The sequence below is a fragment of the Streptomyces sp. NBC_00287 genome (genome assembly GCF_036173105.1).
GTDB lineage: Bacteria > Actinomycetota > Actinomycetes > Streptomycetales > Streptomycetaceae > Streptomyces.
This window is the reverse complement of sequence record NZ_CP108053.1, coordinates 881,449-905,851: the sequence shown is the minus strand read 5'-3', so window position 1 is coordinate 905,851 and position 24,403 is coordinate 881,449. Positions and strand designations below refer to the sequence as shown.

Here is a 24,403-nt window from a genome sequence, read left to right as displayed (position 1 = left end):
AACATCCGAAACATGCCGTTCCTTTACGAGCGACGGTCTTGACAGTCTGCGTGCGGTTTCGCCACGTTTGATCCTTGCCGAACTGTTCCGATCTCGGTCGCTCAGGGCGGCACTGAAGGGGCGTGACGCGCACCGCGCGTCGCAGGGGGGAACTTGGGGGGAGCGGTCGCCCATGCGATCCATGAGCAGCACAGACACGCACATCACCGTCCACAGACCCGACGAACTGAACGAGCCGCTGAGGGCGGCCTGGCACCGTGCGATGGACGAGTCGCCCGAGTACGCCAACCCGTTCCTGGCACCGGAGTTCGCCGTCGGGGTCGGCGCACACCGGGGCGGGGTGGAGATCGGCGTCCTGCACGAACACGGCGAGCCCGTGGGCTTCCTGCCGTACGAACGCAATATCCTCGGCGTCGGCCGGGCCATCGGACTCGGACTCTCCGACCGCCAGGCCCTCGTGCACCGGCCCGGGATCATCTGGGACACCGAGGAACTGCTGCGCGGCTGCGGTCTCGCCAGCTTCGAGTTCGACCATCTCGTCGAGGAACAGAAGCCGTTCGGCCGGTACGTCACCGGTATGTTCGCCTCGCCGGTGATCGACCTGGAGCCGGGCGACGGCGACTACGCGCAGTGGCTGCGGGCCACCTACCCGGGCCAGGCCAAGACGACGCTGAAGAAGGAACGCCGGCTGGGGCGCGACATCGGTGAGGTGCGGTTCGTCTTCGACGAGCGGGACCCGAAGATCTTACGGCGGCTCATGGAGTGGAAGTCCGCCCAGTACCGCAGGACCGGCCGCATGGACCGGTTCGCCCGGCCGTGGATCGTGGACCTGGTGGACCATCTGTTCCGGCTGCGCGAGGAGCACTTCACCGGGGTGCTGTCCGTGCTCTACGCCGGTGACCGTCCCGTGGCCGCGCACTTCGGGCCGAGGTCGCGCACCGTCCTCGCGGCCTGGTTCACTGCCTACGACCCGGAGTTCCACTACTACTCGCCCGGGCTGATGATGCATCTGCGCACCGCGGAGGGGGCGGCCCGGCACGGGGTGCGGCTGATCGACCTCGGGCGGGGCGACAAGGAGTACAAGGACTGGCTCAAGACGCGTGAGCTGCGGGTGGGCGAGGGCTTCGCGACCCGGCCCCACCCCGTGGCGGCGGCACACCGGATGTGGCGCAGACCCGTGCGCGGCTTGCGGAACACGGTCCTCGCCCACCCCGGCCTGCGGGAACCCGCGGACCGGTTGCTGAGGACGGTGGGCGCGCTGCGGTCCGGTGGTCTCGGGGCGCGTACGCACTGAGCGGACCGTTCCGTTCCCCTTCACGTCTGCACCGGGGGGCCGGCCACGAGGACTCCGGTCCGCCCGCACCAGGGCCGGCCGCGAGGCCTCCGGTCCGTCCTCGCGACGACATGCCCGCCGTGCGTAAGCCTCCCGGCTCCGACCGGCTGCCGTAATCCTTCCGGCTCCGACCGGCGCGACACCGACCAGCCGCCGCGCCGCATCCGTCCCACCCGCGACGGAAGACGTTCCGTCCCGCTCCACACGTCCCGCCCCCCGACGGACGACGCTCCGTCCCACCCTCGACGGAAGAAGTGACGATGCCGTACGGATCGCGGCTCGCCGCGACGATGACGCGGCGGCTCGGACGCGAATGCGTCTACACGCCCTCGGCGCGGCTGGCCCTTTATCTGGCGCTGCGGCGCTGGTGCAGGCCCGGTGCCCGGGTGCTGATGTCGCCGGTGAACGACGACGTGATCCTCTTCGTGGTCCTGGCCGCCGGCTGCCGCCCGGTGCAGGCCCCCGTCTCCGTGTGGGACGGCAACATCGACCCGGCCGCCGTACCGGAGTCCACCTGGCGCAACATCGACGCCGTCCTGACCACCAACCTCTACGGCATCCCCGACCGCGTCCTGGAACTGCGCCGGCGCTGCGAGCAGTTGGGCATTCCGCTCATCGAGGACGCGGCCCACGCCATCGGCACCCATGTGGACGGGCAGCCGGTCGGGACCTTCGGGACCGCGGCCGCGTTCAGCCTCTCCAAGCATGTGGCCGCGACGGCCGGGGGATTCCTCGCCGTCGAGGACGCGCGCACCCGGCGCGAGCTGGAGCTGCTGCGCGACGACCTCCTCACCCCGCGCCGCCTGCGCGACGACCTGAATGTCACCCTGCGCCCCCTGGCCCGCTCCACCGTCCGCACCCTGCACCTCGTACGCCCGGTATGGCGCACGATGCAGCGCCTCGGCCTGCTGGAACGCGACGAGTTCCGGATGGCCCTGCACGCGCCGCGCCTGACCGCCTCCGCCCGCTCGGCGCCCAGCCTCACCGCCTACGAGCCCTGGGTCCGCGTCGACCTGCACGGCTTCCGGGTCCGCCACGGCGCCCTGGTCCGTGGCCAGCTGAACCTGCGCATGTCCCGCCTCGACGACGACCTCACCCGCCGCCGGGCCGGAGTCGCGCTGCTGACGGGCACCGCCTGGGCGTCCGCCGCCCTGCGCGAACGGGCGGTCCACGACGGACCCCTCCCGCTGTTCCGGGTCCCACTCCTGGTCCAGGACCGCGACACCCTCCTGGAACGCCTCGTGGACCACGGCATGGTCTGCGGATACGTCTACGACCCACCGCTCGACGACTACGCGGGCGCCGAGTTCGTCGAACCGTCCCCCGACCCCTCCGCGGCCCGCTGGTTCGCCTCCCATGTCCTGCCCGCCGACCCACTCCTGGCCCGCCGGATGACCGGTGCCCTCACCCGGGAGCGGGTGGCGGCGGCGCGCCCCTCGTTCCCCGCGGCCGTCAAGGACGCCACACCGCCGGCGCCCTTGGGGCAGTAGAGCTCATGCTTGGGCGTGGACGGCGGTGTCCGACGGTTCGGCGGCGACGATGAGCACGCCCTGTTCCGCACCGGACGGCAGTGAGGCACGACGGATGAGGGTCTCCCAGTTCTCCGGCCAGACGGTCGTGTCGTCCCACAGGATCCCCTCCAGGAGCACGCCGTCGAGCTTGGCGCCGCTGAGGTCCGCCCCCACGAAGTCGCTGCTCGCCCGCTCGACTTCGGCGACGACCCTGGCCAGGGCGTCGGCCTGGTCGCATCCCTGGGCCAGATCGTCGATGAGGTCCTGCGCGACGGTGTCGACGCCGAACAACCCGGCGGGAGAGGAGGTTTCGAGGCCGGCGATCGCCGGTTCCAGCTCCTCGTCGAGCAGTTGCCGGATGCGGCGCAGGTCGTGCAGCAGCCGCTCGGCGGGCTCGGCGAGGGCCGACTCGACCGCCGTGAGGTAGTCGAGTCCCGTCAGCGTGACCGGGGGCCGCTTCGGCTCGGGCAGTCGGGTCAGCTCGCGCAGCCGCCCACTGAGCTGTCTCACCACCACGCCCGCGTGGGCGACCGGCTGCGTGGTGTCCTCCAAGAGGTCACTGAGGTGCTGCACGAGGCGTACGGCGGCCCGCATGCCCTCGGCCTGATCGGCCGGCCAGTAGCGGTGGGCGAGCCGCAGGGCCTCCTGACGGTACTTGACCCGCACCTGCGAGGGCCGGTTGGAGAGCGGGCCCCGTTCCTCCAGCCGCGCTTCGAGCGCCGCGTTGCGCCGGCCCAGCGCGGCGCGGGCCTCCCGGGAGCGGCGGCGGGTCACGGCGGTTCCCAGGGAGCGGTGGGTGGCCGCCAGGAGGCGGTCCAGAGCGAGGTCCGGTGGGCGCAGCTCGGGAGTCCCGCCCTGCGCGGCGATACGGTCGGTCACGGCGGTGCCCAGCCGCTCATGGGCCCTGGCCAGCAGCGCGTCGAGCATGGTGTCGCAGCAGCCCTCGGACCCGGGGGTACGCGGATCATGGTCCGTCATGTCGCCCTCCTCTCCTCGTCGAAACGGCCTTCCAGACGCAGGCCCTGCCTGAGTGCCGCTCTGGCGCGGGCCAGGTTCTGACGTACGGCCGCCTGCGTGGTGCCCATCGCGCGGGCGCTCTCCTCGGTGGTGAAGCCGTCCAGGTGCCAGGCCATGGCCGCGCGTTGCTTGGCGGGAAGCTCCAGCAGCAGGGAGATCACCCGGCGCTCCTCCTCTCCGAGCTCGGCCGCGTGGGCCGGCGTCTGCCAGCGGAGCGAGGCCCGGGGCTCGGGCATCTCCGCACAGGCGTCCTCGGGTTTGACCTGCTGGCTCACCCAGGACCGCCAGGCCACGGTGCGCAGCCACGCGCGCGGGTGGGTCAAGGACAGACCGGGCGCGCACATCTGGGTGAACGCGTCCTGAGCGGCGTCCTGCGCCTCCGCCCAGGACGCGCCGTGCAGCAGCAGGAAGCGAACCAGCGCCGGGTACTGCTCGTGGTGCAGCGCCTCGGCGAGTTCGATGCCCGGTAAGGGCGCCGAGGTGGTCTCGACGTCGTCGGCAAGGCCGACCTCAGTACTGAGCGCGTCCTCCATGGCGCCCACCCCCGTCCCGGTGGGCCGGTACTGGTCGCGCGGTGCAGCGGATCCGGTCGGTCTGTCCGGTCTCGGTGATGCGCGCTATCTCGACCTCGGCGTTCAGACGCCGCTGGGCGACCTTCACCAGGCCGTTGACGACGCTGACGGCCACGGTCACCACCGCTCCGACGATCACAGGATCCATTCCGCACATTCCCCTTCCGGATGGCTTGCTCGGGTACACCCCGCGCCTCGCACGCACCACAACAGTGCTGATTCTTCCGGGAGTTGTGACATCTGCCTGGTCACGGCCGTGGTTCCGGGGGGACAGGGGTGGCACCACGTGCTGGTCGACGAGGTGATCGACGAGTCCGATGGCCTGGGAAAAAGCCTCGTCGATGTCCCTGCGAGGGGTTGTCCGGACAATGCGTCGGCGCCTAAGGTCTCCCTTCGGGAGCAAGCGCTTTCTGTTGGCATGTCCGTCGGCCGTTCGAGGAGCGCCGCATGTCCGTGATTTCCGGGGACCCCGTCCGCCGCCGCGTCGCCGTCGTGGGCACCGGTGCCATCGTCAGCGGCAGCCATCTGCCCGCGCTCACCGCCCACGCCGACCGGACGGAACTGGTCGCCGCCGTCGACGTGGACCCGGCCAGACTCGAGGCCTTCCAGGAGCTCGCGGGCGGCACGGTCACCGGGTACACCTCGATGGCCGCCATGCTGGACGCCGAACGCCCCGACCTGGTCCTCATCGGCACCCCGCCCTCCCTGCACCGGGAGCAGACGGTGGCCGCGCTCGAGGCGGGGGCCTGGGTGCTGTGCGAGAAGCCGCTCACCCTGTCCCTCGCCGAGTACGACGAGATCGCGGCGGCCGAGAAGGCCCACGGTGCCTACGCCTCCGTGATCTTCCAGCACCGCTACGGCTCCGGGGCCGTGCACGCCCGTGAGCTGATCGCCAAGGGCGAGCTGGGGACCCCGCTGGTCGCGCACTGCCAGACCACCTGGCACCGGGACGCCGAGTACTACGCGGTGCCCTGGCGCGGCCGCTGGGCCAGCGAGGGCGGCGGTCCGACCATGGGCCACGGCATCCACCAGTACGACCTGCTGCTGCATCTGCTCGGCGAGTGGGACGAGGTGCGGGCCATGGCGGCACGGCTGGTCCACGACACGGAGAGCGAGGACGTCTCCACCGCCCTCGTCCGCTTCGCCAACGGCACCCTCGCCACCGTCGTCAACAGCGTGCTGTCCCCGCACGAGGTGAGCCGCATCCGCGTCGACTGCTCGGACGCGACGGTCGAGCTCACCCACCTGTACGGGCACCGCAACGAGGACTGGGTCTACACCCCGGCCCCGCATGTCACCGCCGACCGCGCCGACGCCTGGCGCACCCCGGCCGCCGACGTCCCCAGCTCCCACACCGCCCAGCTCGGCGGCCTGCTCGACGCGTACGACGCGGACGTACGGCCCCCCGGCAGCGGCCCCGACGCCCGGGCCACGCTCGAATTCGCCGCCGCCCTGTACAAGTCGGCCTTCACCGGCCTGCCGGTCCGCTCCGGCGAGATCGAGCCGGGTGATCCTTTCTACGCGGCGATGCACGGAGAAGATCCCGACTGGGCCCCCAAGGAGCGAGCATGAGCATCCGAGTCAGCCACGCGTACGGCGAGCACATCGCGGTCGCAGCGGCGAACGGCACGGAGATCCTCCGCTACGTCTACCGCCCCGACCCCGACGCCTTCGAGTCCCGCAAGCCGTACGCCCACCCGCTGCGCACCCTCGCCGGGAACACGGTCACCGGATACCGGCCCAGCGACCACCGCTGGCACAAGGGCCTGCAGATGACCGCGAGCCATCTGTCCGGGCAGAACTTCTGGGGCGGCAACTGCTATGTCCACGGGGAGGGCTATCTGCGGCTGCCGGAGCGGGTCGGCTCGATGCGGCACGACGGCTTCCCGGTGTTCGCGGTCGAGGAGGACCGCCTGACTGTCGCGGAGGACCTCACCTGGGTCGCGAACGACGGCCAGGAGTGGGCGCGGGAAGAGCGCGGGCTCAGCGTCCACTCCGTGGACGAGGAGGTGGGGGCCTGGGCCCTCGACTGGTCGATCAAGCTCACCAACACCCGAGCCGAGCCCCTCGCCTTCGGCTCCCCGACCACGGCGGGCCGCGAGATGGCCGGCTACACCGGACTCCAGTGGCGCGGACCGCGTGACTTCACCGGCGGCACGGTCTTCGCGCCCGGCACCGACTCCGAGAAGCTGATGGGCTCCCAGGGCCCCTGGCTCGCCTTCAGCACCGAGCACGACGATGTCGACGCGCACTCCACGATCGTCTTCGCGCACGCGCCGGAGAACCTCGACGCGATCCACGAGTCCCACTGGTTCGTGCGCTCCGAGCCGTTTCCCACGGTCGCGTTCTCCTGGGCGTTCTTCGAGGAGTTCGAGTTGCCGCCGGGCGAGTCCTTCGGCTACCGCTACCGGGTGGTGATCGCCGACGGGGCCTGGGACTCCGAGCGCGTGGCCGCGCATCTGGAGGGCCTGCCGTGGTGAAACCCGAACTGCCCCATCCGCTGCCCGGCGCCGTCGGCCTGTCCCACCTCAGCGCCTACGACTGGGAGGCCGCCGACGGGGTCTGCGGCGGCAGCCCGCATCTGCATCTGGTGTGCACCGAGGCGTACGTCGTCACCGGCGGCCGGGGCGCCGTCCAGACCCTGAGCCCCGACGGCTACCGGGACATCCCGCTGGAGGCCGGCTCGGTGGCCTGGTTCACGCCGGGCACCGTGCACCGCATGGTCCAGGGCGGGGACCTGCGCATCACCGTGCTGATGCAGAACAGCGGCCTGCCCGAGGCCGGGGACGCGGTGTTCACCTTCCCGCCTGCGGTGCTCGCAGACCCCGAGAAGTACGCGGCGGCCGCAACGCTCCCGCCCGGTACGGGAGTCGACACGGCCGAGGCCGCCCGGCGCCGCAGGGACCTCGCCGTCGAGGGCTACCTCGTCCTGCGCGAGGCCCTCGTCGCCGGCGACAACGGCCCGTACCTGGAGTTCCAGCGCGCCGCCGCCCGACTGGTGCGCGACAAGGTGCCGACCTGGCGCGAGCTGTGGCGGGCAGGGGCCCTGGCCACGGCGGAACGCACCGGCGCCCAACTCGACGCGCTGGCCGAGGGGGAACCGGCGTACCTGGGCGAGGCGACCGCGCACGAGGCGGCGCCGACCCGGCTCGGCGGCTTCGGGATGTGCGGCAGACGGGACGAGTACGCGCTGCCGGGGACGACGCTGCCGTACCAGGGGGAGTAACCGGCACCTGGGGGGCCGTGAGTAAGTGGGCGGCCGTGCGCGAGGCCGCCCGGGAGGCCGTACGGGACCCGGGCGGCAGCGCGCTGGTGCTGTTCACGGCGGTGGGGTTACGGGTCAGCGCGGCTGATAGGCCTTCGGCAGGCGCATCCCACGCTCGGCCATGATCTCCCGTACCCGGTTGGGGTAGTTGGTGATGATGCCGTCGACACCGGCGTCCATCAGCGCCTCCACGGTCGCCGGGTCGTCGCAGGTCCAGGGGACGACCTTCAGGCCCCGGGCGTGTGCCGCCTCGACCATCGCCGCGTCGGCGTAGAAGCGGAAGCCGGGGTCGCCGACCTTGCCGCTCTGCGGGAAGCCGTAGTTGGGGGAGAGGGTGGTGACGCCGGGGAGCGAGTCGGCGGCCTTCACGAAGTCGCCGTCGTAGTCGTCGGCGTCGATCCCGCCCAGCCAGGGGGAGGCACCGGGCTTGCCGACCTGGAGGAAGTCGTAGTTGGTGAGCGCCACCAGCGGCCACTTGGGCGCGAGCTTGTGCATGGCCTTGAGCGCGCCCCAGTCGAAGGACTGGATGGTGACCTGGCGCTCGATGCCGGAGCGGTGGATCTCCTCGTACACCCGGCGCACGAACAGCTCGCGGGGCGCGGTCTGTTCGGGGGCGCCCGCCTCGACCTTCGTCTCGACGTTGAGGGTGACCTGCCGGGCCTTGGAGCGCTTGACCAGGTTCAGGACGTCCTTCAGCTCGATCATCCGCAGCCCGTCGATCTGCTCCTGCTCGGGGTGTCCCGGCAGTTGCTGGTAGCCGCAGTTCATGGTCCTGATCTGGGCCAGCGTCAGGTCCTTGATGTACTTGCCGACGTACGGATACATCGGGTCGCCCGGCACGAGGGGCGCGGTGTCCCGGCACTTGGTGGCGCTGACCTGCCGGTCGTGGGTGACGACGACCTTCTCGTCCTTGGTGATCTGGGTGTCCAGCTCCAGCGTGGACACACCGAGGCGCAGGGCCTTGGCGAAGCCCTCCAGCGAGGACTCGGTCGTCATACCGAGTCCGCCGCGGTGGGCCTGGAGGTCGAACCGCGTCTTCTGCGCATCGTACGTCGTGGCGTGAGCCGCCACCGGGGAGAGGAGCAGCGGCACCAGCGCCAGGCCGGCGAGGACATGTCTTGAGGACATCGCAACCTCGATCGTGTGGGTTCGGACGACCAGACGACGCTATTTCTACGGCAGAAGCGCTCAACAGCCCAGGAGTGAATGCTGGGCGAACGCTGAAGCGCCCTCCGCCCGGTGGGGCGGAGGGCGCAGGCTCCCGTCGTCAGGCAGTGGCCCGGAAGGACCGCAGCCGCAGCGAGTTGCCGACCACGAAGACCGAGGAGAAGGCCATGGCCGCTCCGGCGAGCATCGGGTAGAGCAGTCCGGCCGCGGCGAGCGGCAGGGCAGCGACGTTGTAGGCGAAGGCCCAGAACAGGTTGGAGCGGATGGTGCCCAGCGTCCGGCGGGCCAGCCGGATGGCGTCCGCCGCGGCCCGCAGATCACCGCGGACCAGGGTCAGGTCGCCGGCCTCGATCGCCGCGTCCGTGCCGGTGCCCATCGCCAGACCGAGGTCGGCCTGGGCCAGGGCGGCCGCGTCGTTGACGCCGTCGCCGACCATCGCCACCGAACGGCCCTCGCCCTGCAGCCGCTTGACGACGTCCACCTTGTCCTGCGGCAGCACCTCCGCGATGACGTGCTCGGGCGCGATACCCACCTGCCGTGCGACCGACTCGGCGACGGCCCGGTTGTCCCCGGTGAGCAGCATCGGCGTCAGACCGAGCGCCCGCAGCCGGGTTATCGCCTCCGCGCTGGTCTCCTTCACGGCGTCTGCGACCTCCAGGACCGCCCGTGCCTCCCCGTCCCATGCCACGGCGATGGCGGTACGACCGCCCGCCTCGGCCTCGGACTTGGCCCGCGCCAGCTGAGCCGGCAGTTCCATGGCCCACTCCTCGAGGAGCCGCTCCCGGCCCACCAGGACCGCGTGGCCATCGACGATGCCCTGCACACCGAGCCCCGGCACGTTCGCGAAGTCCTCCGGCACGGGCAGTGAACCCAGCTTCTCCAGGGCGCCGTCCGCGACGGCTCGGGCGATCGGGTGCTCGGAGGAGTGCTCCAACGCGCCCGCCAGCCGCAGGACTTCGGCCTCGTCCGTGTTGTCGGCGGTGTGCACGGCGAGCAGGGTCATCCGGCCGGTGGTGACGGTGCCGGTCTTGTCGAGGACGACGGTGTCGACCTTGCGGGTGGACTCCAGTACCTCAGGTCCCTTGATCAGGATGCCGAGCTGGGCGCCGCGCCCGGTGCCGACCATCAGCGCGGTGGGTGTGGCGAGGCCCAGGGCGCAGGGGCAGGCGATGATCAGTACGGCGACCGCGGCGGTGAAGGCGGCGGCCACGCCGGAGCCGCTGCCGAGCCAGAAGCCGAGGGTGCCCAGGGACAGGGCGATCACGATCGGGACGAAGACGGCGGAGATCCGGTCGGCGAGCCGCTGTGCCGCCGCCTTGCCGTTCTGCGCGTCCTCCACCAGCTTGGCCATCCGGGCCAGTTGGGTGTCGGCGCCGACTCGGGTGGCCTCGACGACGAGGCGTCCGCCCGCGTTGATCGTGGCACCGGTGACACCGTCGCCCACGCCGACCTCGACCGGCACCGACTCGCCGGTGAGCATCGAGGCGTCGACGGCGGACGAGCCCTCGACGACCACGCCGTCGGTGGCGATCTTCTCGCCCGGCCGTACGACGAACCGGTCGCCGACCTTCAACTCGCCGACCGCGACGCTCTGTTCACGTCCGTCACGCAGCACGGTGACATCCTTCGCGCCCAGCTCCAGCAGCGCCTTCAGCGCGGCGCCCGCCTTCCGCTTGGAGCGGGCCTCGAAGTACCGCCCGGCCAGGATGAAGGCGGTGACCCCGGCCGCCGCCTCCAGATAGATGTTCCCGGAGCCGTCACTGCGGGAGATGGTCAGCTCGAAGGGGTGCGTCATGCCCGGCTGGCCCGCGGTGCCGAAGAACAGCGCCCACAGCGACCACAGGAATGCGGCCGAGGTGCCGACCGAGATCAGGGTGTCCATGGTGGCCGCGCCGTGCCGCGCGTTGGTGAACGCGGCCTTGTGGAACGGCCAGGCGGCGTACGTCACGACGGGCGCCGCGAGGGTGAGGGACAGCCACTGCCAGTACTCGAACTGGAGGGCGGGGATCATGGCCATCGCGATGACGGGGACGGCCAGGACGACGGCGGTGACCAACCGCTCCCGAAGCGGCCGGAGTTCGTCGTGCTCGGGAGCCTTTTCCGGTTCGGGCGTGGGCGGTTGGGCGGTGTACCCGGTGGCCTCGACGGTCGCGATCAGATCGTCGACGGAGACGTCACCGCCGTAAGTGACCTTCGCCTTTTCGGTGGCGTAGTTGACGGTTGCGGTGACGCCGTCCATGCGGTTGAGCTTCTTCTCGATGCGCGCCGCGCACGAGGCGCAGGTCATGCCGCCGATGGTGAGTTCTGTGTCGGTCGTGGTGGTCATTGACTGCTCCTCGTGTGGGGCGGGCGGGATCAGGCGCGGCCGGTGAGCTCGTAACCGGCCTCGTCGACGGCCTCGGCGACGCGCGTGTCGTCCGGCTCGGTGCTGCTGCTGACGGTGACCTGTCCCTTCTCCAGGTCGACCTCGACGCCGGTCACGCCGTCCAGTTCGCCGATGGCCTTGGTGACGGTGGCCTTGCAGTGGCCGCAGGTCATGCCGGAGACGGCGTACGTGGTGATCGTCTGGGTGGACATGGGTGCCTCCTGGATAGGATCTGGCCGATATACCGGGTGGGGGTACCCCCGCCGACGACTCCATGTATACCCATGGGGGGTATCGAAAGCAAGCGGGATCCCAGGTTGACTTCATACCCCCCAGGGGTATCGTGAGGTGGCATAGAGACCTGAGACCGAGGAGCTCGTCATGCATGCAGGATTGAAGATCACCGCGTTCGCCGCCGGCCTGGCCGCCACCTTCGGCACCGCCTACGGCGTGGGCAAGGGCGTCGGACCCGTCGGGGAGGATCCCGCGCCCGCACGGCACGAGAGCCACAGTGAGGCGTCACCGAGCCCGGCGGGAGACGGCGGGCAGAAAGAGGCGGCAGCCGGCGGCCTGCAGATCTCCGAGGGCGGTTACACCCTCGATCTGAAGACCCCGACCGTCGCCGCCCGCGACCGTGCTGACCTGCGCTTTGTCATACGGGACGACAGTGGCCGCGCGGTGACCGCCTACCAGCGCGAGCACGACAAGGAACTCCACCTCATCGTGGCCTCACGCGACCTCGTCACCTACCGCCATCTGCACCCGACCCGCGCCGCCGACGGCACCTGGAGCACCCCCGTCGACCTGCCCCGCGCGGGCGGCTACCGGGTCTTCGCCGACTTCACCCCCGGGAAGAAGGGCGCTGAGAACCTGACCCTCGGCGCCGACCTCGCCGCCTCCGGCTCGTACGAGCCCCAGAACCTCCCGGCCCCGAAGGCCACGGCCGAGGTCGACGGCTACGAGGTCCGCCTGGACGGCGCCCTGCGCCTCGGCGCGGCGAGCGAGCTGAAGCTGAACGTCTCACGCGACGGCAAGCCCGTCACCGACCTCCAGCCCTACCTCGGCGCCTACGGCCACCTGGTCGCCCTGCGCTCCGGCGACCTCGCCTACCTGCACGTCCACCCGAACGGCGAACCCGGCGACGGCAAGACGAAGCCCGGCCCCGGAGTCTCCTTCACCGCCACCGCGCCGAGCAGCGGCACCTACCGCCTCTTCCTGGACTTCAAGCACGACGGGGAGGTCCGCACCGCGGCGTTCACGGTCCGCACCGGAGCGGCCGCGGCGTCGGAGGAGGCCGCCCCGCACGAGGAGGCACCCGCGCACGGCCACTGATGTCAGCCCAGCGCCCGGTCGAGATTGAAAGCGGCGCTGATCAGTGCGAGATGGGTGAACGCCTGCGGGAAATTGCCCTGTTGCTCACCGGTGTGGCTGATCTCCTCGGCGTACAGGCCCAGATGGTTGGCGTAGGTGAGCATCTTCTCGAAGGCCAGGCGGGCCTCGTCGACGCGGCCGGCGTGGACCATGGCCTCGACGTACCAGAAGGAGCAGATGGAGAACGTGCCCTCGTCGCCGCGCAGTCCGTCGGGGCTGGCCATCGGGTCGTAGCGGTAGACCAGGGAGTCGGACACCAGATCCTGGGTCAGCGCGTCCAGGGTGGACAGCCACTTCGGGTCCGTCGGCGCGATGAACTTCGTCAGCGGCATCATCAGTACGGCCGCGTCCAGCACGTCGTCGTCCTCGTGCTGCACGAACGCCTGACGCGACTCCGACCAGCCCTTGCTCATGATGCGCCGGTAGATGGTGTCCCGGCAGTTGCGCCAGCGGACGATGTCGGCGGGCAGGCCACGCCGGTTGGCCATGCGGATCGCCCGCTCGATCGCCACCCAGCACATCAGGCGCGAATAAAGGAAGTTCTTACGGCCGCCCCGGGTCTCCCAGATGCCCTCGTCCGGCTGGTCCCAGTGGTCGCACACCCAGTCCACCAGCGCGCACACATCGTCCCACTGGTCGCTGGAGATGGGCTTGGCCCACTTGTCGTAGAGGTAGATCGAGTCGATCAGGGCGCCGTAGATGTCGAGTTGGAGCTGTTCGGCGGCGGCGTTGCCGATACGGACCGGCGCGGAGCCCTGGTGGCCCTCCAGATGGTCGAGTTCGCGCTCGGCCAGGTCGGTGCGGCCGTCGATGCCGTACATGATCTGCAACGGTCCCGAGGGTTTGCCGTCGCCCGGACTGACGTGCCGGGTCACGAAGTTCATGAACGCCTCGGCCTCGCCGGTGAAGCCAAGACGCAGCAGCGCGTACACACAGAAGGCCGCGTCGCGCACCCACACATACCGGTAGTCCCAGTTGCGTTCGCCGCCGAGCTGCTCGGGCAGGCTCGTCGTCGGCGCGGCGACGATCGCGCCGGTCGGCGCGTAGGTGAGGAGCTTGAGGGTGAGCGCCGAGCGGTGCACCATCTCCCGCCAGCGGCCCCGGTACTTGGACGCGGACAGCCAGTGCCGCCAGTACGCGACCGTGGTGCTGAACTGCTCCTCCGCCTCGGTACGGGCGCACCGGCGCGGTGTCACCTCGCCGCCGACCTGGTCCAGCGCGAACACCGCCGACTCGCCCTCGGCGAGCTTGAATTCGGCCCGCACATCCAGGCCGTCGACCTCCAGGGGCACCGTCGCGGTCAGCCCGAGCGACAGCTTGGCCGACTCGAACACCGCCACGTCCCCGGCCATCCGGACGGAGTGCGGCTGGGCGCCGTAGTCGAAACGCGGGGCCACGCGGGTGCGGAACGGGATGGAGCCGCGGACACACAGCACACGCCGGATCAGCCGATGGCGCTCCGTCTCCACCGAGTCGCCGTCGACCGGCATGAAGTCCTGCACCTCGCCGACGCCGTCCTCGGTGAAGAACCGGGTGATCAGGACGTTGGTGTCCGGGAAGTAGAACTGCTTGGTCCGGGCCGGTACAGCCGCCGCCAGTTCGAAGGCCCCGCCGCGCTCGGAGTCGAGGATCGCGGCGAACACGCTCGGCGCGTCGAACGCCGGGCAGCAGTACCAGTCGATCGTGCCGTCGGTCCCCACCAGGGCCACGCTGCGCAGATCGCCGATCAGACCGTGCTCGGCGATCGGCAAATAGCGCGAAGCCCCTGGGGCGTCCTGGTCGCTCGGTCCTGTTCCGCTCATCGCAGCCTCCCTGGCCCCCGACACCGCCACGGCACCAGCCTAGGCGGAAAGGGGGCACCGTGTGGCCCGCAACGGCGTCAGACCGTGACCACCTCGATGCCCGCCTCCGTGAACCGCCGGACCGTGTCGGGACCGGCGGCCGTGTCGGTGACCAGCGTGTCCACCGCGTCCGCCGCACAGATCCGGGCGAACGCCCGCCGCCCCAGCTTGCTGGAGTCGGCAGCGACGATCACCCGCCCCGCACGCTCGCACAGCAGCCGGTTGATCGCGGCCTCCGCCTCGTCGTTGGCCGCCGCCCCGTGCGCCACATCGAAGGCGACGACACCGAGCACCGCCACATCCAGGGTGATCTGCCCGAGCACCCCGTCCGCGAGCGGCCCGATGAGTTCGTACGACTGCGGGCGCGCGACCCCGCCGGTCACGACAATCTTGAACTGGGGGCGTACGGCAAGCTCGTTGGCGATGTTCAGCGCATTGGTGACCACGGTCAGCGCGGGCGAACCGGAGGCCAGATCGCCGCGCACGGCCAGCGCGCGGGCCACCTCGGTCGTCGTCGTGCCGCCGGTCAGGCCCACCGCCTCGCCGGGTGCGACCAGTGCGGCCACCGCCTTGGCGATGCGCTCCTTCTCCGAGGCGTGCCGGGCGGTCTTGTAGCGCAGGGGCAGCTCGTAGGAGACCCCGTGGACGACCGCGCCGCCCCGGGTGCGCACCAGCATCTGCTGCTCGGCCAGCTGGTCGAAGTCGCGCCGGATCGTGGCGGCCGAGACCGCCAGCTCGGCGGCGGCCTCCTCGACGTCCAGACGGCCGCGCTCGACGAGCAGTTCCAGCAGTGACTTCCAGCGGGCGTCGCGCGACATCCGCACCTCCGTTCCTCGATCTCCCGGCGACCCTAGCGCACCCCCACTTCGCGTGAATGCTTGATTCTGCTCGAAAACTCGCTATATCTTGCAAGAAAAATCAAATCAAACCAGGGGAGGGGTGGGCATGACCCACGTCGAAGAGGAGCTGGCCGGCCAGCCCGAGTGCTGGGCACGGGCCGCGACACAGGCGGCGGCGCACGGCGGTGCGCTGCCGGCACCGGGGGAGCGAGTCGCGATCGTCGGCTGCGGCACCTCGTACTTCATGGCGCAGTCGGCGGCCGCCCTGCGCGAGGGCGCGGGCCAGGGCGAGACGGACGCCTTCGCCGCGTCCGAGTTCCCGCGACTGCGCGCCTACGACCGGGTCGTCGCCCTCAGCCGGTCCGGCACCACGACCGAAGTGCTGGAACTGCTGAGGGAGTTGAGGGGCCGTACGCGCACCACCGCGATCACCGCCGACCCGGAGACACCTGTCATGGCGGCCGCCGATGACGTCGTCGTCCTCGACTACGCCGACGAACGGTCCGTCGTACAGACCCGGTTCGCGACCACCGCGCTCACCCTGCTCCGCGCCCACCTGGGCCTGCACACCGACACAGTCGTCGCCGACGCCCGCGCCGCACTCGACGCTCCGCTGCCCGAAGGCCTCGTCGACAGCACGCAGTTCACCTTCCTCGGACGCGGCTGGACCGTGGGTCTCGCCCATGAGGCCGCGCTGAAGATGCGGGAGGCCGCGCAGGCGTGGACCGAGTCCTACCCGGCGATGGAGTACCGGCACGGCCCCATCAGCATCACCACCCACGGCACCGCGACCTGGATGCTGGGCGAACCGCCCGAGGGCCTGGAGGAACAGGTCCGCGCCACCGGTGGCACGTGGGTGGCGGGCACCCTCGACCCGCTCGCCGAACTCATCCGCGCCCAGCGCCTGGCGGTCGCCGTCGCGCGGGCCCGCGGCCTCGACCCGGACCGACCCCGCCACCTCACCCGCTCGGTGATCCTCGCTCCCTGACGCCGCCGACATCCCTGACGCCGCCGACATCCCTGACGCCGCCGACATCCCGGACGTCGCAGCGATCCCCGACCACGCGGACATCCCCGACGTCCACGGAAGGACCAGCCGTGCCCCTCGTCACCACCGGCGAGCTCGTCACCCGCGCCGCCGCACAGCACTCCGCCGTCGCCGCCTTCAACATCATCACGCTCGAACACATCGAGGCCGTCATCGCCGGCGCCGAGTCCGCGCAGGCGCCCGTCGTCCTCCAAGTCAGCGAGAATGCCGTCAAGTTCCGTTACGGCCGACTGCTCCCGCTCGCCCGGTCCGCCGTCGCCGCCGCCGAACGCGCCGCCGTACCCGTCGCGTTGCACCTCGACCACGTCCAGAGCGACGACCTGCTGCGCCAGGCACCCGGTGCCGGATTCAGCTCCGTGATGTACGACGCGGCCCGGCTGCCCTACGCCCAGAACCTCGCCGCGACCCGGGCCGCCGCCGACTGGGCGCACGCCCAAGGGCTCTGGATCGAGGCCGAGTTGGGCCAGATCGGCGGCAAGGACGGACAGCCCGCCCTCGACGCCCACGCCCCCGGCGCCCGCACCGACCCCGCCCAGGCCCGCGCATTCGTCGCCGACTCCGGAGTGGACGCCCTGGCTGTCGCCATCGGCAGCGCCCACGCGATGACGACCCGTACCGCCACCCTCGACCACGACCGCCTCAAACGGCTCGCGGCCACCCTGGACGTCCCCCTCGTCCTGCACGGCTCCTCCGGCGTACCGGACGCCGAACTCACCACGGCCGTCGCCGGAGGCATCGCCAAGGTCAACATCGGCACGGCCCTCAACATCGCGATGACCGGGGCCATCCGCACCTACCTCGCGGCGCACCCCGAGGCGGTCGACTCGCGCACCTACCTGAGCGTCGGAAGGGAGGCGATGGTGCGGGCGGTGGCCGGAATCATCCGCACGGTGACTAGCGCTTGACGGCCTTCAACACCACGAACTTCGGGTCCCCGGACACCAGTTGGCAGTTCCCGAACAGCCGCTTCAGCTTCACGTGGTACCCGAGATGCCGGTTGCCGATCACCCACAGCTCGCCACCCGGCCGCAGCGCGCGCTTCGCCCCGGTGAACATCCGCCACGCCGTGGCGTCGGTGGTCGCCTGGTGGGAGTGGAACGGCGGGTTGTTCAGCACCAGGTCGACACTGCCGGCCGGCACCCCGGCAAGACCGTCGCCCACCCGGAACTCGGCGTGCCCCGGCACCCCGTTCGCCTTGTACGTCGCCTCCGCAGACGCCACCGCCTGGAAGGACTCGTCGACGAACAGCACCTCGGCCTCGGGGTCGGCCAGCGCCACCGCCGTACCCACCACGCCGTTGCCGCAGCCGAGGTCCACCACCCGTCGGCCGCCGCGGCTGTCCGGCAGATGCGCCAGGAAGAACCGGGTGCCGATGTCGAGCCGGTCCGCGCAGAAGACGCCCGCGTGATTGACGACCGTACGGCCGGAGACCGCCCCGATACCGTCGGGCAGCTCATAGCTGTGCGGCCAGGGATTGGCGCCGCGCTCCAGCGCCGGATCGGGCGTGCAGAAGATCAGCCGTGCCTTCTTCTCGGCGAGGGAGGTCCGGGTCGGGCCGATTATCCGCTCGAACAGCCTCAGCGTCGAGGTGTGGATCTCCTTCACCATCCCGGTGCCGACCACGACCGTGTCCGCATGCACGGCGGGCGCCAGCCGCAGCAGCTGGTCCTCCAGCAGGGCCAGGCTCTTCGGGATCCGCACCAGCAGCACATCGATCCGCTCGGGCGGCGGGTCCTGCGTGGTGAGCAGCCGCACGGCACCGGGCTCCACACCGGCCCGCGCCAGGTTCGCCCGGGTCGCCTCCTGGGCGAGGTGGGAGTCGGTGATCTGCGTCGGCCGGTGCCCCGCCAGCGCCGTGACCAGCGCGCCCCAGCGGTCCCCGACCACCACAACCGTGCCGGACAGCGGGATCTCCTGGTCCGCGAGATGCCGGAGGAGGTACTCGTCGGAGGCGTCCCAGGCACGGAGCCGGTTGCGCGGGTCCTCGGGGAAGCGGGCCAGGGCGAGCTCGCCCCAGGGAGTCGTCATACGGTCGTTCATCGTGCGACCAGGCTAGCCGAGCCGCAGCTCAGGGCACGATGGAGAGATGGACGAGCTGTTCCCCAGGGCCCGCACCACGGTCGCGCCGGGCGCGGTGCACATACCGGACTGGCTGGACGCGCACCGGCAGCGCGAGCTGCTCGCGGCCTGCCGGGACTGGGCCCGCCCACCCGCCGGACTGCGCACGGTCCGCACCCCGGGCGGCGGCACCATGACCGCGCGGCAGGTCTGTCTGGGCCGGCACTGGTATCCGTACGGCTACGCCCGCACGGTCGTCGACGGCGACGGCGCCCCGGTGAAGCCCTTCCCGGACTGGCTGGGGGAGCTGGGCCGGGAGGCGGTGCGGGACGCGCTGGGGGAGGGGCCGGCGCCGTACGACATCGCCCCGAGCGCGGAGACAGCGCCGTACGACATCGCACTGATCAACTTCTACGACAGCGACGCCCGCATGGGCATGCACCGCGACAGCGACGAGAAATCGGACGCTCCGGTCGTCTCCCTGAGCCTCGGCGACACCTGTGTCTTCCGCTTCGGCAACACCGAGACCCGGGCCCGCCCGTACACGGATGTTGAGCTGCGCAGCGGGGATCTGTTCGTGTTCGGGGGACCGTCGCGGCTCGCGTATCACGGGGTGCCCAAGGTGTACCCGGGCACGGCGCCGCCCGAGTTGGGGCTGAGCGGGCGGTTGAACATCACGCTCAGAGTGAGCGGCCTGTAGGCATGAGCTGCAACGGATCATGGGAGACTCGCCCTCATGAGCGGCAAGGCTGACCCCCGGCCGGCGGGGGAAGGGACCACCTCAAGGACGCGGTTGGACCGGGGACGCGGTGCGCTCGGGCCCGCGCTGGAGCTCGTGCACACCGGACGCGCCCCCACCCGGGCCGTGCTCACCGCGGAGCTCGGCGTGACCCGGGCCACGGCCGGCGCGGTCGCCGCCGAACTGGAGGCGCTCGGGCTGATCCGGGTCGACGCGAGGCCCGGCGCGGCGGCCGGATCCCAGGGCCGCCCCTCGCACCGTCTCGAAGTCGCCGAGGACGGCCCCGTCGTCCTCGCCGCCCAGGTGCACGCCGACGGATTCCGCGCCGCGCTGGTGGGCCTCGGCGGGCGGATCGTCGCCACCGCGCCGGGCTGCGAGACCGTCGACGCCGACCCGGCGAAGGTCCTCGGGTCCGTCGTGGAGGCGGGCGCGGATCTGCTGCGTACGACAGGACGGCGCTGCGTGGGCGCCGGGCTCGCCGTGCCGTCCGCGGTGGCCGAACCGGACGGTCTGGCCCTGAACCCGTTGCATCTGGCCTGGCCCGTGGGCGCGCCCGTCCGCCGGATCTTCGCGGAGTGCGTACGCGCCGCCGGGCTCACCGGCCCGGCGTTCGCGGGCAACGACGTCAACCTCGCCGCGCTCGCCGAGCACCGGCACGGCGCGGGCCGCGGCGCCCGGGATCTGCTGTGCGTGGCCACCGGACACCGGGGCGTCGGCGGCGCGCTGGTGCTCGACGGGCGGCTGCACACCGGCAGTTCGGGGCTCGCCCTGGAGGTCGGCCACCTCACCGTGAACCCCGAGGGCCGCCCCTGCCACTGCGGCAGCCGAGGCTGCCTGGACGTCGAGGCGGATCCGCTGGCCCTGCTCACCGCGGCAGGCCGCGACCCGGGCCCCGAGGTCTCGCTGCTGCAACAGGCCAACGACCTGATCCGGCAGCACTACGACGACCGGACCGTCCGCACGGCCACCGAGGAACTGATCGACCGCCTCGGCCTCGGACTGGCAGGCCTGGTGAACATCCTCAACCCCGACCGCATCATCCTCGGCGGCCTGCACCGGACCCTCCTGGACGCCGACCCGGGCCGGCTGCGCGCGGTGGTCGCCGACCGCAGCCTGTGGGGGCAGAGCGGCGGCGTCCCCATCCTGGCCTGCACACTCGACCACAACAGCCTGGTGGGCGCCGCCGAGCTGGCCTGGCAGCCGGTGCTGGACGATCCGCTGGGGGCACTAACCCACCAGTGACTGGGTGCCGACGACATCGAGCAGCGCGAGCCTTTCGGCGTCCTCGGTGCCGGGCTCGGCCGTATAGACCATGATCCGCAGATCGCTGCCCGTCACCGCGAGGATGTCGCAGTCCAGGGTCAAGGGGCCCACCTGCGGATGCTCGATCGTCTTGTGCCCGCCGGGGTTCGTCCCCACCACGCCCGTGTCCCACAGCTCGGCGAACCGCTCGCTGTGCGCGCGCAACTCGTTGACCAGCCGCCGCAGTTGGCGGTCCGCCGGATACCGGGCCACCGTCGTCCGCAGATCGGCGACCAGCAGGGCCTCGAACTCCCGCCGCTCCTCGGGCGTCTGCCGCACCCGGCTTCCCGAGCCGAGGAAGTTGCGCCACACACCGTTGCGTTCGAACCCCCGCCGGCCCGACGGATCGCCCATCAGCGCCGCATACAGCGGGTTCGCCAGCAGCAGGGTCCACGCGGCGTCGTAGACCCCCACGGGAACGCCGACGAGCCGGTCCAGCAGCCGCTGGACGCTGGGCGTGAGATACGCGGGCACCGTCTCGGGCCCCGGCGGCACAAGACCGGCCAGCCGGAACAGATACGCCCGCTCCTGCGCCGACAGCCGCAGCGCCCGCGCGAGCGCCTCCACGACCTGCGCCGAAGGATTGACGGCCCGGCCCTGTTCGAGGCGGGTCACATAGTCCACGGAGATCCCCGCGAGCAGCGCCAGCTCCTCCCGGCGCAGCCCTGCCGCCCGCCGCTGTCCGCCGACCGGCAGCCCGGCCGTACCCGGCGCGACACGGTCCCGCCAGCGCCGCAGCGCCTGCCCGAACTCCGTTGCCGTCATGCCCTCCAGTGAACACCGTCCGCGGAACGGCTGCCTGGTACCGCCAGTCCCAGGAAGAGGGGACGGCTGGCTGTCCGCGCCGCCGCGCCGGAGTCTTGAGGGCATGACCACCACACTCATCACCGGAGCGAACAAGGGCCTGGGCTTCGAGACCGCCCGCCGACTCGTCGCAGCAGGCCACACCGTCTACATCGGCAGCCGCGACGAGGAGCGCGGACGCCGGGCGGCCGAAGAACTGGGCGCACGGTTCGTCCAGCTCGACGTCACCGACGACGCGTCCGTCGCGGCGGCGGCCAAGACCATCGAGGCCGAAGGCGGACTCGACGTCCTGATCAACAACGCGGGCATCGAGGGGAGGGGCGAGAACAACAGCGTCATCGGCGCGGCGGACACCACGGCCGAAGAGCTGCGGAAGGTGTTCGAGACGAACGTCTTCGGCGTCGTCCGCGTCACACATGCCTTCCTGCCGCTGCTCCAGCGCTCGGCCGCGCCGGTCGTGGTCAACCTCAGCAGCGGCCTGGCCTCCCTGTCCCTGCTGTCCGACCCGGCCTCACCGTCGCACTTCTATCCGGGCGTGGCCTACCCGGCCTCGAAGACGGCCATCAACATGATCACCGTGCAGTACGCGAAGGCGTTCCCCGAGATGCGGATCAACGCCGTCGAGCCCGGCTTCACCGCTACGGACCTCAACGGGCGCACGGGCACCCAGACCGTCGAGCAGGGCGCCGAGATCATCGTCAGGGCGGCCCAGCTGAGGGCGGACGGCCCGACCGGCGGCTACTTCTCCGCGGACGGCCCGCTGCCCTGGTAGGCCGTGAGGCTCCACAGCGCCGCCACCAACGGCCGCCGCAGATCCGCCCGCCGTACGCACAGCCCGATCGGGAAGTCCTCCGGCGGCGGATCGGTGGGGAGGACAGACAGCCGGTCGCGGACCGCGCTGTGCTCCAGTACGAGGCGGGGGACCACGCCCGTGCCGCAGCCCAGCGCGACCAGCGTCAGCAGGCCCTCGTGGCCGTCCGGCTCGCAGGCGACGTCGGGCACCGTGCCCCGGGCCCGGAACCAGCGGTCGGCGGCCTCCCGGACGAGCCCGCGGTGGGGGAGCACGAACGGGCCGTCGAGCCCGGGATCCGGTCGGTCCCGGGCGGTGACGAAGGCCAGTTCGGTGACCGCGACCGTCCGGCTCACCAGCGCCTCAGGCAACCGCGCCGGGATCCCCGCGACGGCCACGTCGACCTCACCCTCGTCCAGCCGGGCCAGCGCCGCCCCCGCGTCACCGGTGCGCAGATCCAGCCGTACCTGGGGATGGGCGGCCCGGAACGGCGCCAACAGGTCGGGCAGCAGGGCCTGGCAGGCCGTCACGGTGGCGAACAGGGCGACGCGGCCGGTGAGTTCGGCCGGGTCGGGATGCTCCTCGCGGTAGGCGCGCCACAACTCCAGCGCCTGGACGGCGTACTCCCGGAAGCGGTGCCCCTCGGCGGTGAGCGAGACGCCGCGCGGGCCCCGGTCGAAGAGCCGATGCCCGAGATCGGCCTCCAGGCGCTGCACCGTCCGGGTCAGCGTCGCCGGGCTGACATGGCAGTCGAGGCTGGTCCGCCCGAAGTTCAGGGTCTGCGCGAGGTGAAGGAAGAGCCGCAGCTCCCGGTGATCGTCCCGCATGACCTGCGCCTTTCGCTATCCGCAACACCGCGCTGCAGAAGTTGCGCTTGCCGCAACGCTCGGGCGGAGCCTACAACTCGACCATGACCTACACCTCCCGCGTCTTCCCCCTCGAAACGATGGACGTGCCCGGCGGCACCGAGACCGTCCTGCGCGGCGGCAGACACCTCTTCCCGCTCCTGCCGCAGGCCCTCGCGGGCGTCGACCGGATCGGCGTCATCGGCTGGGGCCCCCAGGGCCGCGCCCAGGCTCTCAACCTGCGCGACTCCCTATCCGGCACGGACATTCGCGTGACCGTCGGCCTGCGCCCCGGCTCCCGCTCGGCCACCGACGCCCGCGCCCACGGCTTCACCGAGGACGACGGCACCCTCGGCGACTGGCTCGCGGTGGCAGCCGACAGCGACCTGGTGATCCTGCTCATCGCGGACGCCGCACTCGCCACCCACCACCCGGAGATCTTCGCGGCCCTGAAGCCGGGCGCCGCCATCGGCCTCTCCCACGGCTTCCTCCTCGGCCATCTGCGGGAAACAGGCGGCGACTTCCCCGCCGGACACCCGGTCATCGCCGTCTGCCCCAAGGGCATGGGCGACTCGGTGCGCCGCCTCTACCAGCAGGGCGCCGAGATCAACGGCGCCGGAATCAACAGCAGCTTCGCCGTACACGCCGACCCCGACGGCCGCGCTGTCGACCTCGCGCTCGGCTGGTCGGTGGCGCTCGGCTCGCCGTACACCTTCCGCACCACCCTCGACAGCGAGTACCTCTCCGACATCGTCGGTGAACGCGCGATCCTGCTCGGCGCCGTGCACGGCATGGTGGAGAGCCTGTTCACGCGCTTCCGGCTGGCCGGGGACGACGAGGTGAGCGCGTACGAGAAGTCCTGCGAGAACGTGACCGGCCCGATCGCCCGCACGATCTCGCGCGCCGGACTGCGGGCGGTGCGCGAGGACTTGGACGCCGACGGGCGGGAAATCTTCGACCGCGCGTACACAGCGACCTATGCCCCCGCGCGCGAAATCATCGCCGAGATCTACGACGAAGTCGCCGACGGCACCGAACTGCGCAGCGTCATCCTGGCCGAACGACGCCTGGGCTCACGCCCGATGAGCGAGATCGGCGGCGCACCGATGTGGTCGTACGGCGACCAGGTGCGCGCCCGCAGAGCCGAACACCCGCTGCCTGTCGAGCCGTTCACTGCGGGGGTGTTCGTCGCCACGATGCTGGCCCAGATCGACGAATTCGCCGAACGCGGTCACCCTTGGTCGGAGATCGTCAACGAGTCGGTCATCGAGGCCGTCGACTCCCTGCTGCCCTACATGCACGCACGGGACGTCGCCCACATGGTCGACAACTGCTCCCGCACGGCCCGCCTCGGCGCCCGCCGCTGGGGCCCGCGCTTCCAGTCGGCATACGAACAGATCGCCTACCCGGCCTCTCAACACCCGGCGGACCCCGCCCTGTTGACGACCTTCGACACCCACCCCGTCCATCAGGCCCTGGCCGCGGCAGCGAAGCTCAGGCCGGCCGTGGACATTGCGGTGGGCTAGGCGTGCTGCG

23 protein-coding genes are annotated in these 24,403 nt (G+C 71.6%); 12 read left to right on the top strand and 11 right to left on the bottom strand.

Going from position 1 to position 24,403, the window contains the following annotated elements; all coding sequences use genetic code 11:
• Positions 1-172: 172 nt before the first annotated feature.
• Positions 173-1,294, top strand: a complete 1,122-nt coding sequence (locus OHT76_RS04505) for a GNAT family N-acetyltransferase (protein ID WP_328869419.1) — start codon at positions 173-175, stop codon at positions 1,292-1,294.
• A gap of 299 nt (positions 1,295-1,593) precedes the next feature.
• Positions 1,594-2,823 carry a DegT/DnrJ/EryC1/StrS family aminotransferase gene (locus OHT76_RS04500; RefSeq protein WP_328869418.1) on the top strand — a complete coding sequence of 410 codons (1,230 nt, stop codon included), beginning with the start codon at positions 1,594-1,596 and terminating at the stop codon, positions 2,821-2,823.
• Between the two features lie 3 nt (positions 2,824-2,826).
• Here the strand turns inward: OHT76_RS04500 and OHT76_RS04495 are convergent, their stop codons facing one another.
• Genes OHT76_RS04495 through OHT76_RS04485 form a run of 3 tightly spaced genes read right to left on the bottom strand, consistent with a single transcriptional unit; the run spans position 2,827 to position 4,581 of the window.
• Positions 2,827-3,822, bottom strand: coding sequence for a hypothetical protein (locus tag OHT76_RS04495; RefSeq protein ID WP_328869417.1), 996 nt, complete (start codon positions 3,820-3,822; stop codon positions 2,827-2,829).
• Complete coding sequence (locus OHT76_RS04490; protein WP_328869416.1) at positions 3,819-4,394, bottom strand: RNA polymerase sigma factor; 576 nt, start codon at positions 4,392-4,394, stop codon at positions 3,819-3,821. The genes OHT76_RS04495 and OHT76_RS04490 overlap by 4 nt, the downstream gene beginning before the upstream one ends.
• Positions 4,372-4,581, bottom strand: coding sequence for a hypothetical protein (locus OHT76_RS04485; RefSeq protein ID WP_328869415.1), 210 nt, complete (start codon positions 4,579-4,581; stop codon positions 4,372-4,374). The genes OHT76_RS04490 and OHT76_RS04485 overlap by 23 nt, the downstream gene beginning before the upstream one ends.
• 308 nt (positions 4,582-4,889) lie before the next feature.
• Between OHT76_RS04485 and OHT76_RS04480 the strand changes: the two genes are divergently transcribed.
• From OHT76_RS04480 to OHT76_RS04470, 3 genes are read left to right on the top strand one after another with little or no spacing between them, the layout of a single operon-like run.
• Positions 4,890-6,005, top strand: a complete 1,116-nt coding sequence (locus tag OHT76_RS04480; RefSeq protein ID WP_328876451.1) for a Gfo/Idh/MocA family protein — start codon at positions 4,890-4,892, stop codon at positions 6,003-6,005.
• A complete protein-coding gene (locus OHT76_RS04475) occupies positions 6,002-6,913 on the top strand; it encodes a PmoA family protein (protein ID WP_328869414.1) in 912 nt (303 codons plus the stop codon). Before OHT76_RS04480 ends, OHT76_RS04475 begins: the two co-directional genes overlap by 4 nt.
• On the top strand, positions 6,907-7,659 hold the full coding sequence (locus OHT76_RS04470; protein WP_328869413.1) for a cupin: 753 nt from the start codon (positions 6,907-6,909) through the stop codon (positions 7,657-7,659). The genes OHT76_RS04475 and OHT76_RS04470 overlap by 7 nt, the downstream gene beginning before the upstream one ends.
• A gap of 114 nt (positions 7,660-7,773) precedes the next feature.
• Here the strand turns inward: OHT76_RS04470 and OHT76_RS04465 are convergent, their stop codons facing one another.
• From OHT76_RS04465 to OHT76_RS04455, 3 genes are all read right to left on the bottom strand, one after another.
• Positions 7,774-8,826 (bottom strand): glycerophosphodiester phosphodiesterase family protein, encoded by a 1,053-nt coding sequence (locus OHT76_RS04465; RefSeq protein ID WP_328869412.1) that lies wholly within the window; start codon positions 8,824-8,826, stop codon positions 7,774-7,776.
• Between the two features lie 139 nt (positions 8,827-8,965).
• Positions 8,966-11,191, bottom strand: a complete 2,226-nt coding sequence (locus tag OHT76_RS04460) for a heavy metal translocating P-type ATPase (protein ID WP_328869411.1) — start codon at positions 11,189-11,191, stop codon at positions 8,966-8,968.
• Between the two features lie 29 nt (positions 11,192-11,220).
• Positions 11,221-11,442, bottom strand: a complete 222-nt coding sequence (locus OHT76_RS04455) for a heavy-metal-associated domain-containing protein (protein WP_328869410.1) — start codon at positions 11,440-11,442, stop codon at positions 11,221-11,223.
• Positions 11,443-11,611: 169 nt separating this feature from the next.
• Here OHT76_RS04455 and OHT76_RS04450 point away from each other — a divergent pair, with 169 nt between their 5' ends.
• Positions 11,612-12,562, top strand: a complete 951-nt coding sequence (locus OHT76_RS04450) for a hypothetical protein (RefSeq protein ID WP_328869409.1) — start codon at positions 11,612-11,614, stop codon at positions 12,560-12,562.
• Between the two features lie 2 nt (positions 12,563-12,564).
• Here OHT76_RS04450 and OHT76_RS04445 read toward each other — a convergent pair whose 3' ends face one another.
• Together OHT76_RS04445 and OHT76_RS04440 are read right to left on the bottom strand one after the other, a co-directional pair.
• Positions 12,565-14,403 carry a glycoside hydrolase family 15 protein gene (locus OHT76_RS04445; protein WP_328869408.1) on the bottom strand — a complete coding sequence of 613 codons (1,839 nt, stop codon included), beginning with the start codon at positions 14,401-14,403 and terminating at the stop codon, positions 12,565-12,567.
• Between the two features lie 77 nt (positions 14,404-14,480).
• The gene (locus OHT76_RS04440) at positions 14,481-15,260 is read right to left on the bottom strand and encodes a DeoR/GlpR family DNA-binding transcription regulator (RefSeq protein ID WP_328869407.1); all 780 of its coding nucleotides are present in this window, start codon (positions 15,258-15,260) and stop codon (positions 14,481-14,483) included.
• A gap of 127 nt (positions 15,261-15,387) precedes the next feature.
• Here OHT76_RS04440 and OHT76_RS04435 point away from each other — a divergent pair, with 127 nt between their 5' ends.
• Together OHT76_RS04435 and OHT76_RS04430 are read left to right on the top strand one after the other, a co-directional pair.
• A complete protein-coding gene (locus OHT76_RS04435) occupies positions 15,388-16,269 on the top strand; it encodes an SIS domain-containing protein (RefSeq protein ID WP_328869406.1) in 882 nt (293 codons plus the stop codon).
• A 110-nt stretch (positions 16,270-16,379) separates the two neighbouring features.
• On the top strand, positions 16,380-17,234 hold the full coding sequence (locus tag OHT76_RS04430; protein WP_328869405.1) for a class II fructose-bisphosphate aldolase: 855 nt from the start codon (positions 16,380-16,382) through the stop codon (positions 17,232-17,234).
• Here OHT76_RS04430 and OHT76_RS04425 read toward each other — a convergent pair.
• Positions 17,224-18,357 carry a methyltransferase gene (locus OHT76_RS04425; RefSeq protein WP_328869404.1) on the bottom strand — a complete coding sequence of 378 codons (1,134 nt, stop codon included), beginning with the start codon at positions 18,355-18,357 and terminating at the stop codon, positions 17,224-17,226. The genes OHT76_RS04430 and OHT76_RS04425 overlap by 11 nt on opposite strands.
• 58 nt (positions 18,358-18,415) lie before the next feature.
• Here OHT76_RS04425 and OHT76_RS04420 point away from each other — a divergent pair, with 58 nt between their 5' ends.
• Both OHT76_RS04420 and OHT76_RS04415 read left to right on the top strand, forming a co-directional pair.
• Positions 18,416-19,087 (top strand): alpha-ketoglutarate-dependent dioxygenase AlkB family protein, encoded by a 672-nt coding sequence (locus OHT76_RS04420; protein WP_328869403.1) that lies wholly within the window; start codon positions 18,416-18,418, stop codon positions 19,085-19,087.
• A gap of 36 nt (positions 19,088-19,123) precedes the next feature.
• Positions 19,124-20,368 carry an ROK family protein gene (locus tag OHT76_RS04415; RefSeq protein ID WP_328869402.1) on the top strand — a complete coding sequence of 415 codons (1,245 nt, stop codon included), beginning with the start codon at positions 19,124-19,126 and terminating at the stop codon, positions 20,366-20,368.
• On the opposite strand, the gene OHT76_RS04410 is transcribed toward OHT76_RS04415, so the two are convergent.
• Entirely contained in the window at positions 20,354-21,193 is an 840-nt protein-coding gene (locus tag OHT76_RS04410; protein WP_328869401.1) for a helix-turn-helix domain-containing protein, read from the bottom strand. The two genes, OHT76_RS04415 and OHT76_RS04410, sit on opposite strands and share 15 nt — an antisense overlap.
• Before the next feature lie 103 nt (positions 21,194-21,296).
• Between OHT76_RS04410 and OHT76_RS04405 the strand changes: the two genes are divergently transcribed.
• Positions 21,297-22,004 (top strand): SDR family NAD(P)-dependent oxidoreductase, encoded by a 708-nt coding sequence (locus tag OHT76_RS04405; RefSeq protein ID WP_328869400.1) that lies wholly within the window; start codon positions 21,297-21,299, stop codon positions 22,002-22,004.
• On the opposite strand, the gene ilvY is transcribed toward OHT76_RS04405, so the two are convergent.
• Positions 21,971-22,849 (bottom strand): HTH-type transcriptional activator IlvY, encoded by an 879-nt coding sequence (gene ilvY / locus OHT76_RS04400; RefSeq protein ID WP_328869399.1) that lies wholly within the window; start codon positions 22,847-22,849, stop codon positions 21,971-21,973. The two genes, OHT76_RS04405 and ilvY, sit on opposite strands and share 34 nt — an antisense overlap.
• Before the next feature lie 83 nt (positions 22,850-22,932).
• On the opposite strand from ilvY, the gene OHT76_RS04395 reads away from it, so the two are divergent.
• Positions 22,933-24,393: a ketol-acid reductoisomerase gene (locus tag OHT76_RS04395; RefSeq protein WP_328869398.1), complete on the top strand. Its 1,461-nt coding sequence runs from the start codon at positions 22,933-22,935 to the stop codon at positions 24,391-24,393.
• Positions 24,394-24,403: the final 10 nt, after the last annotated feature.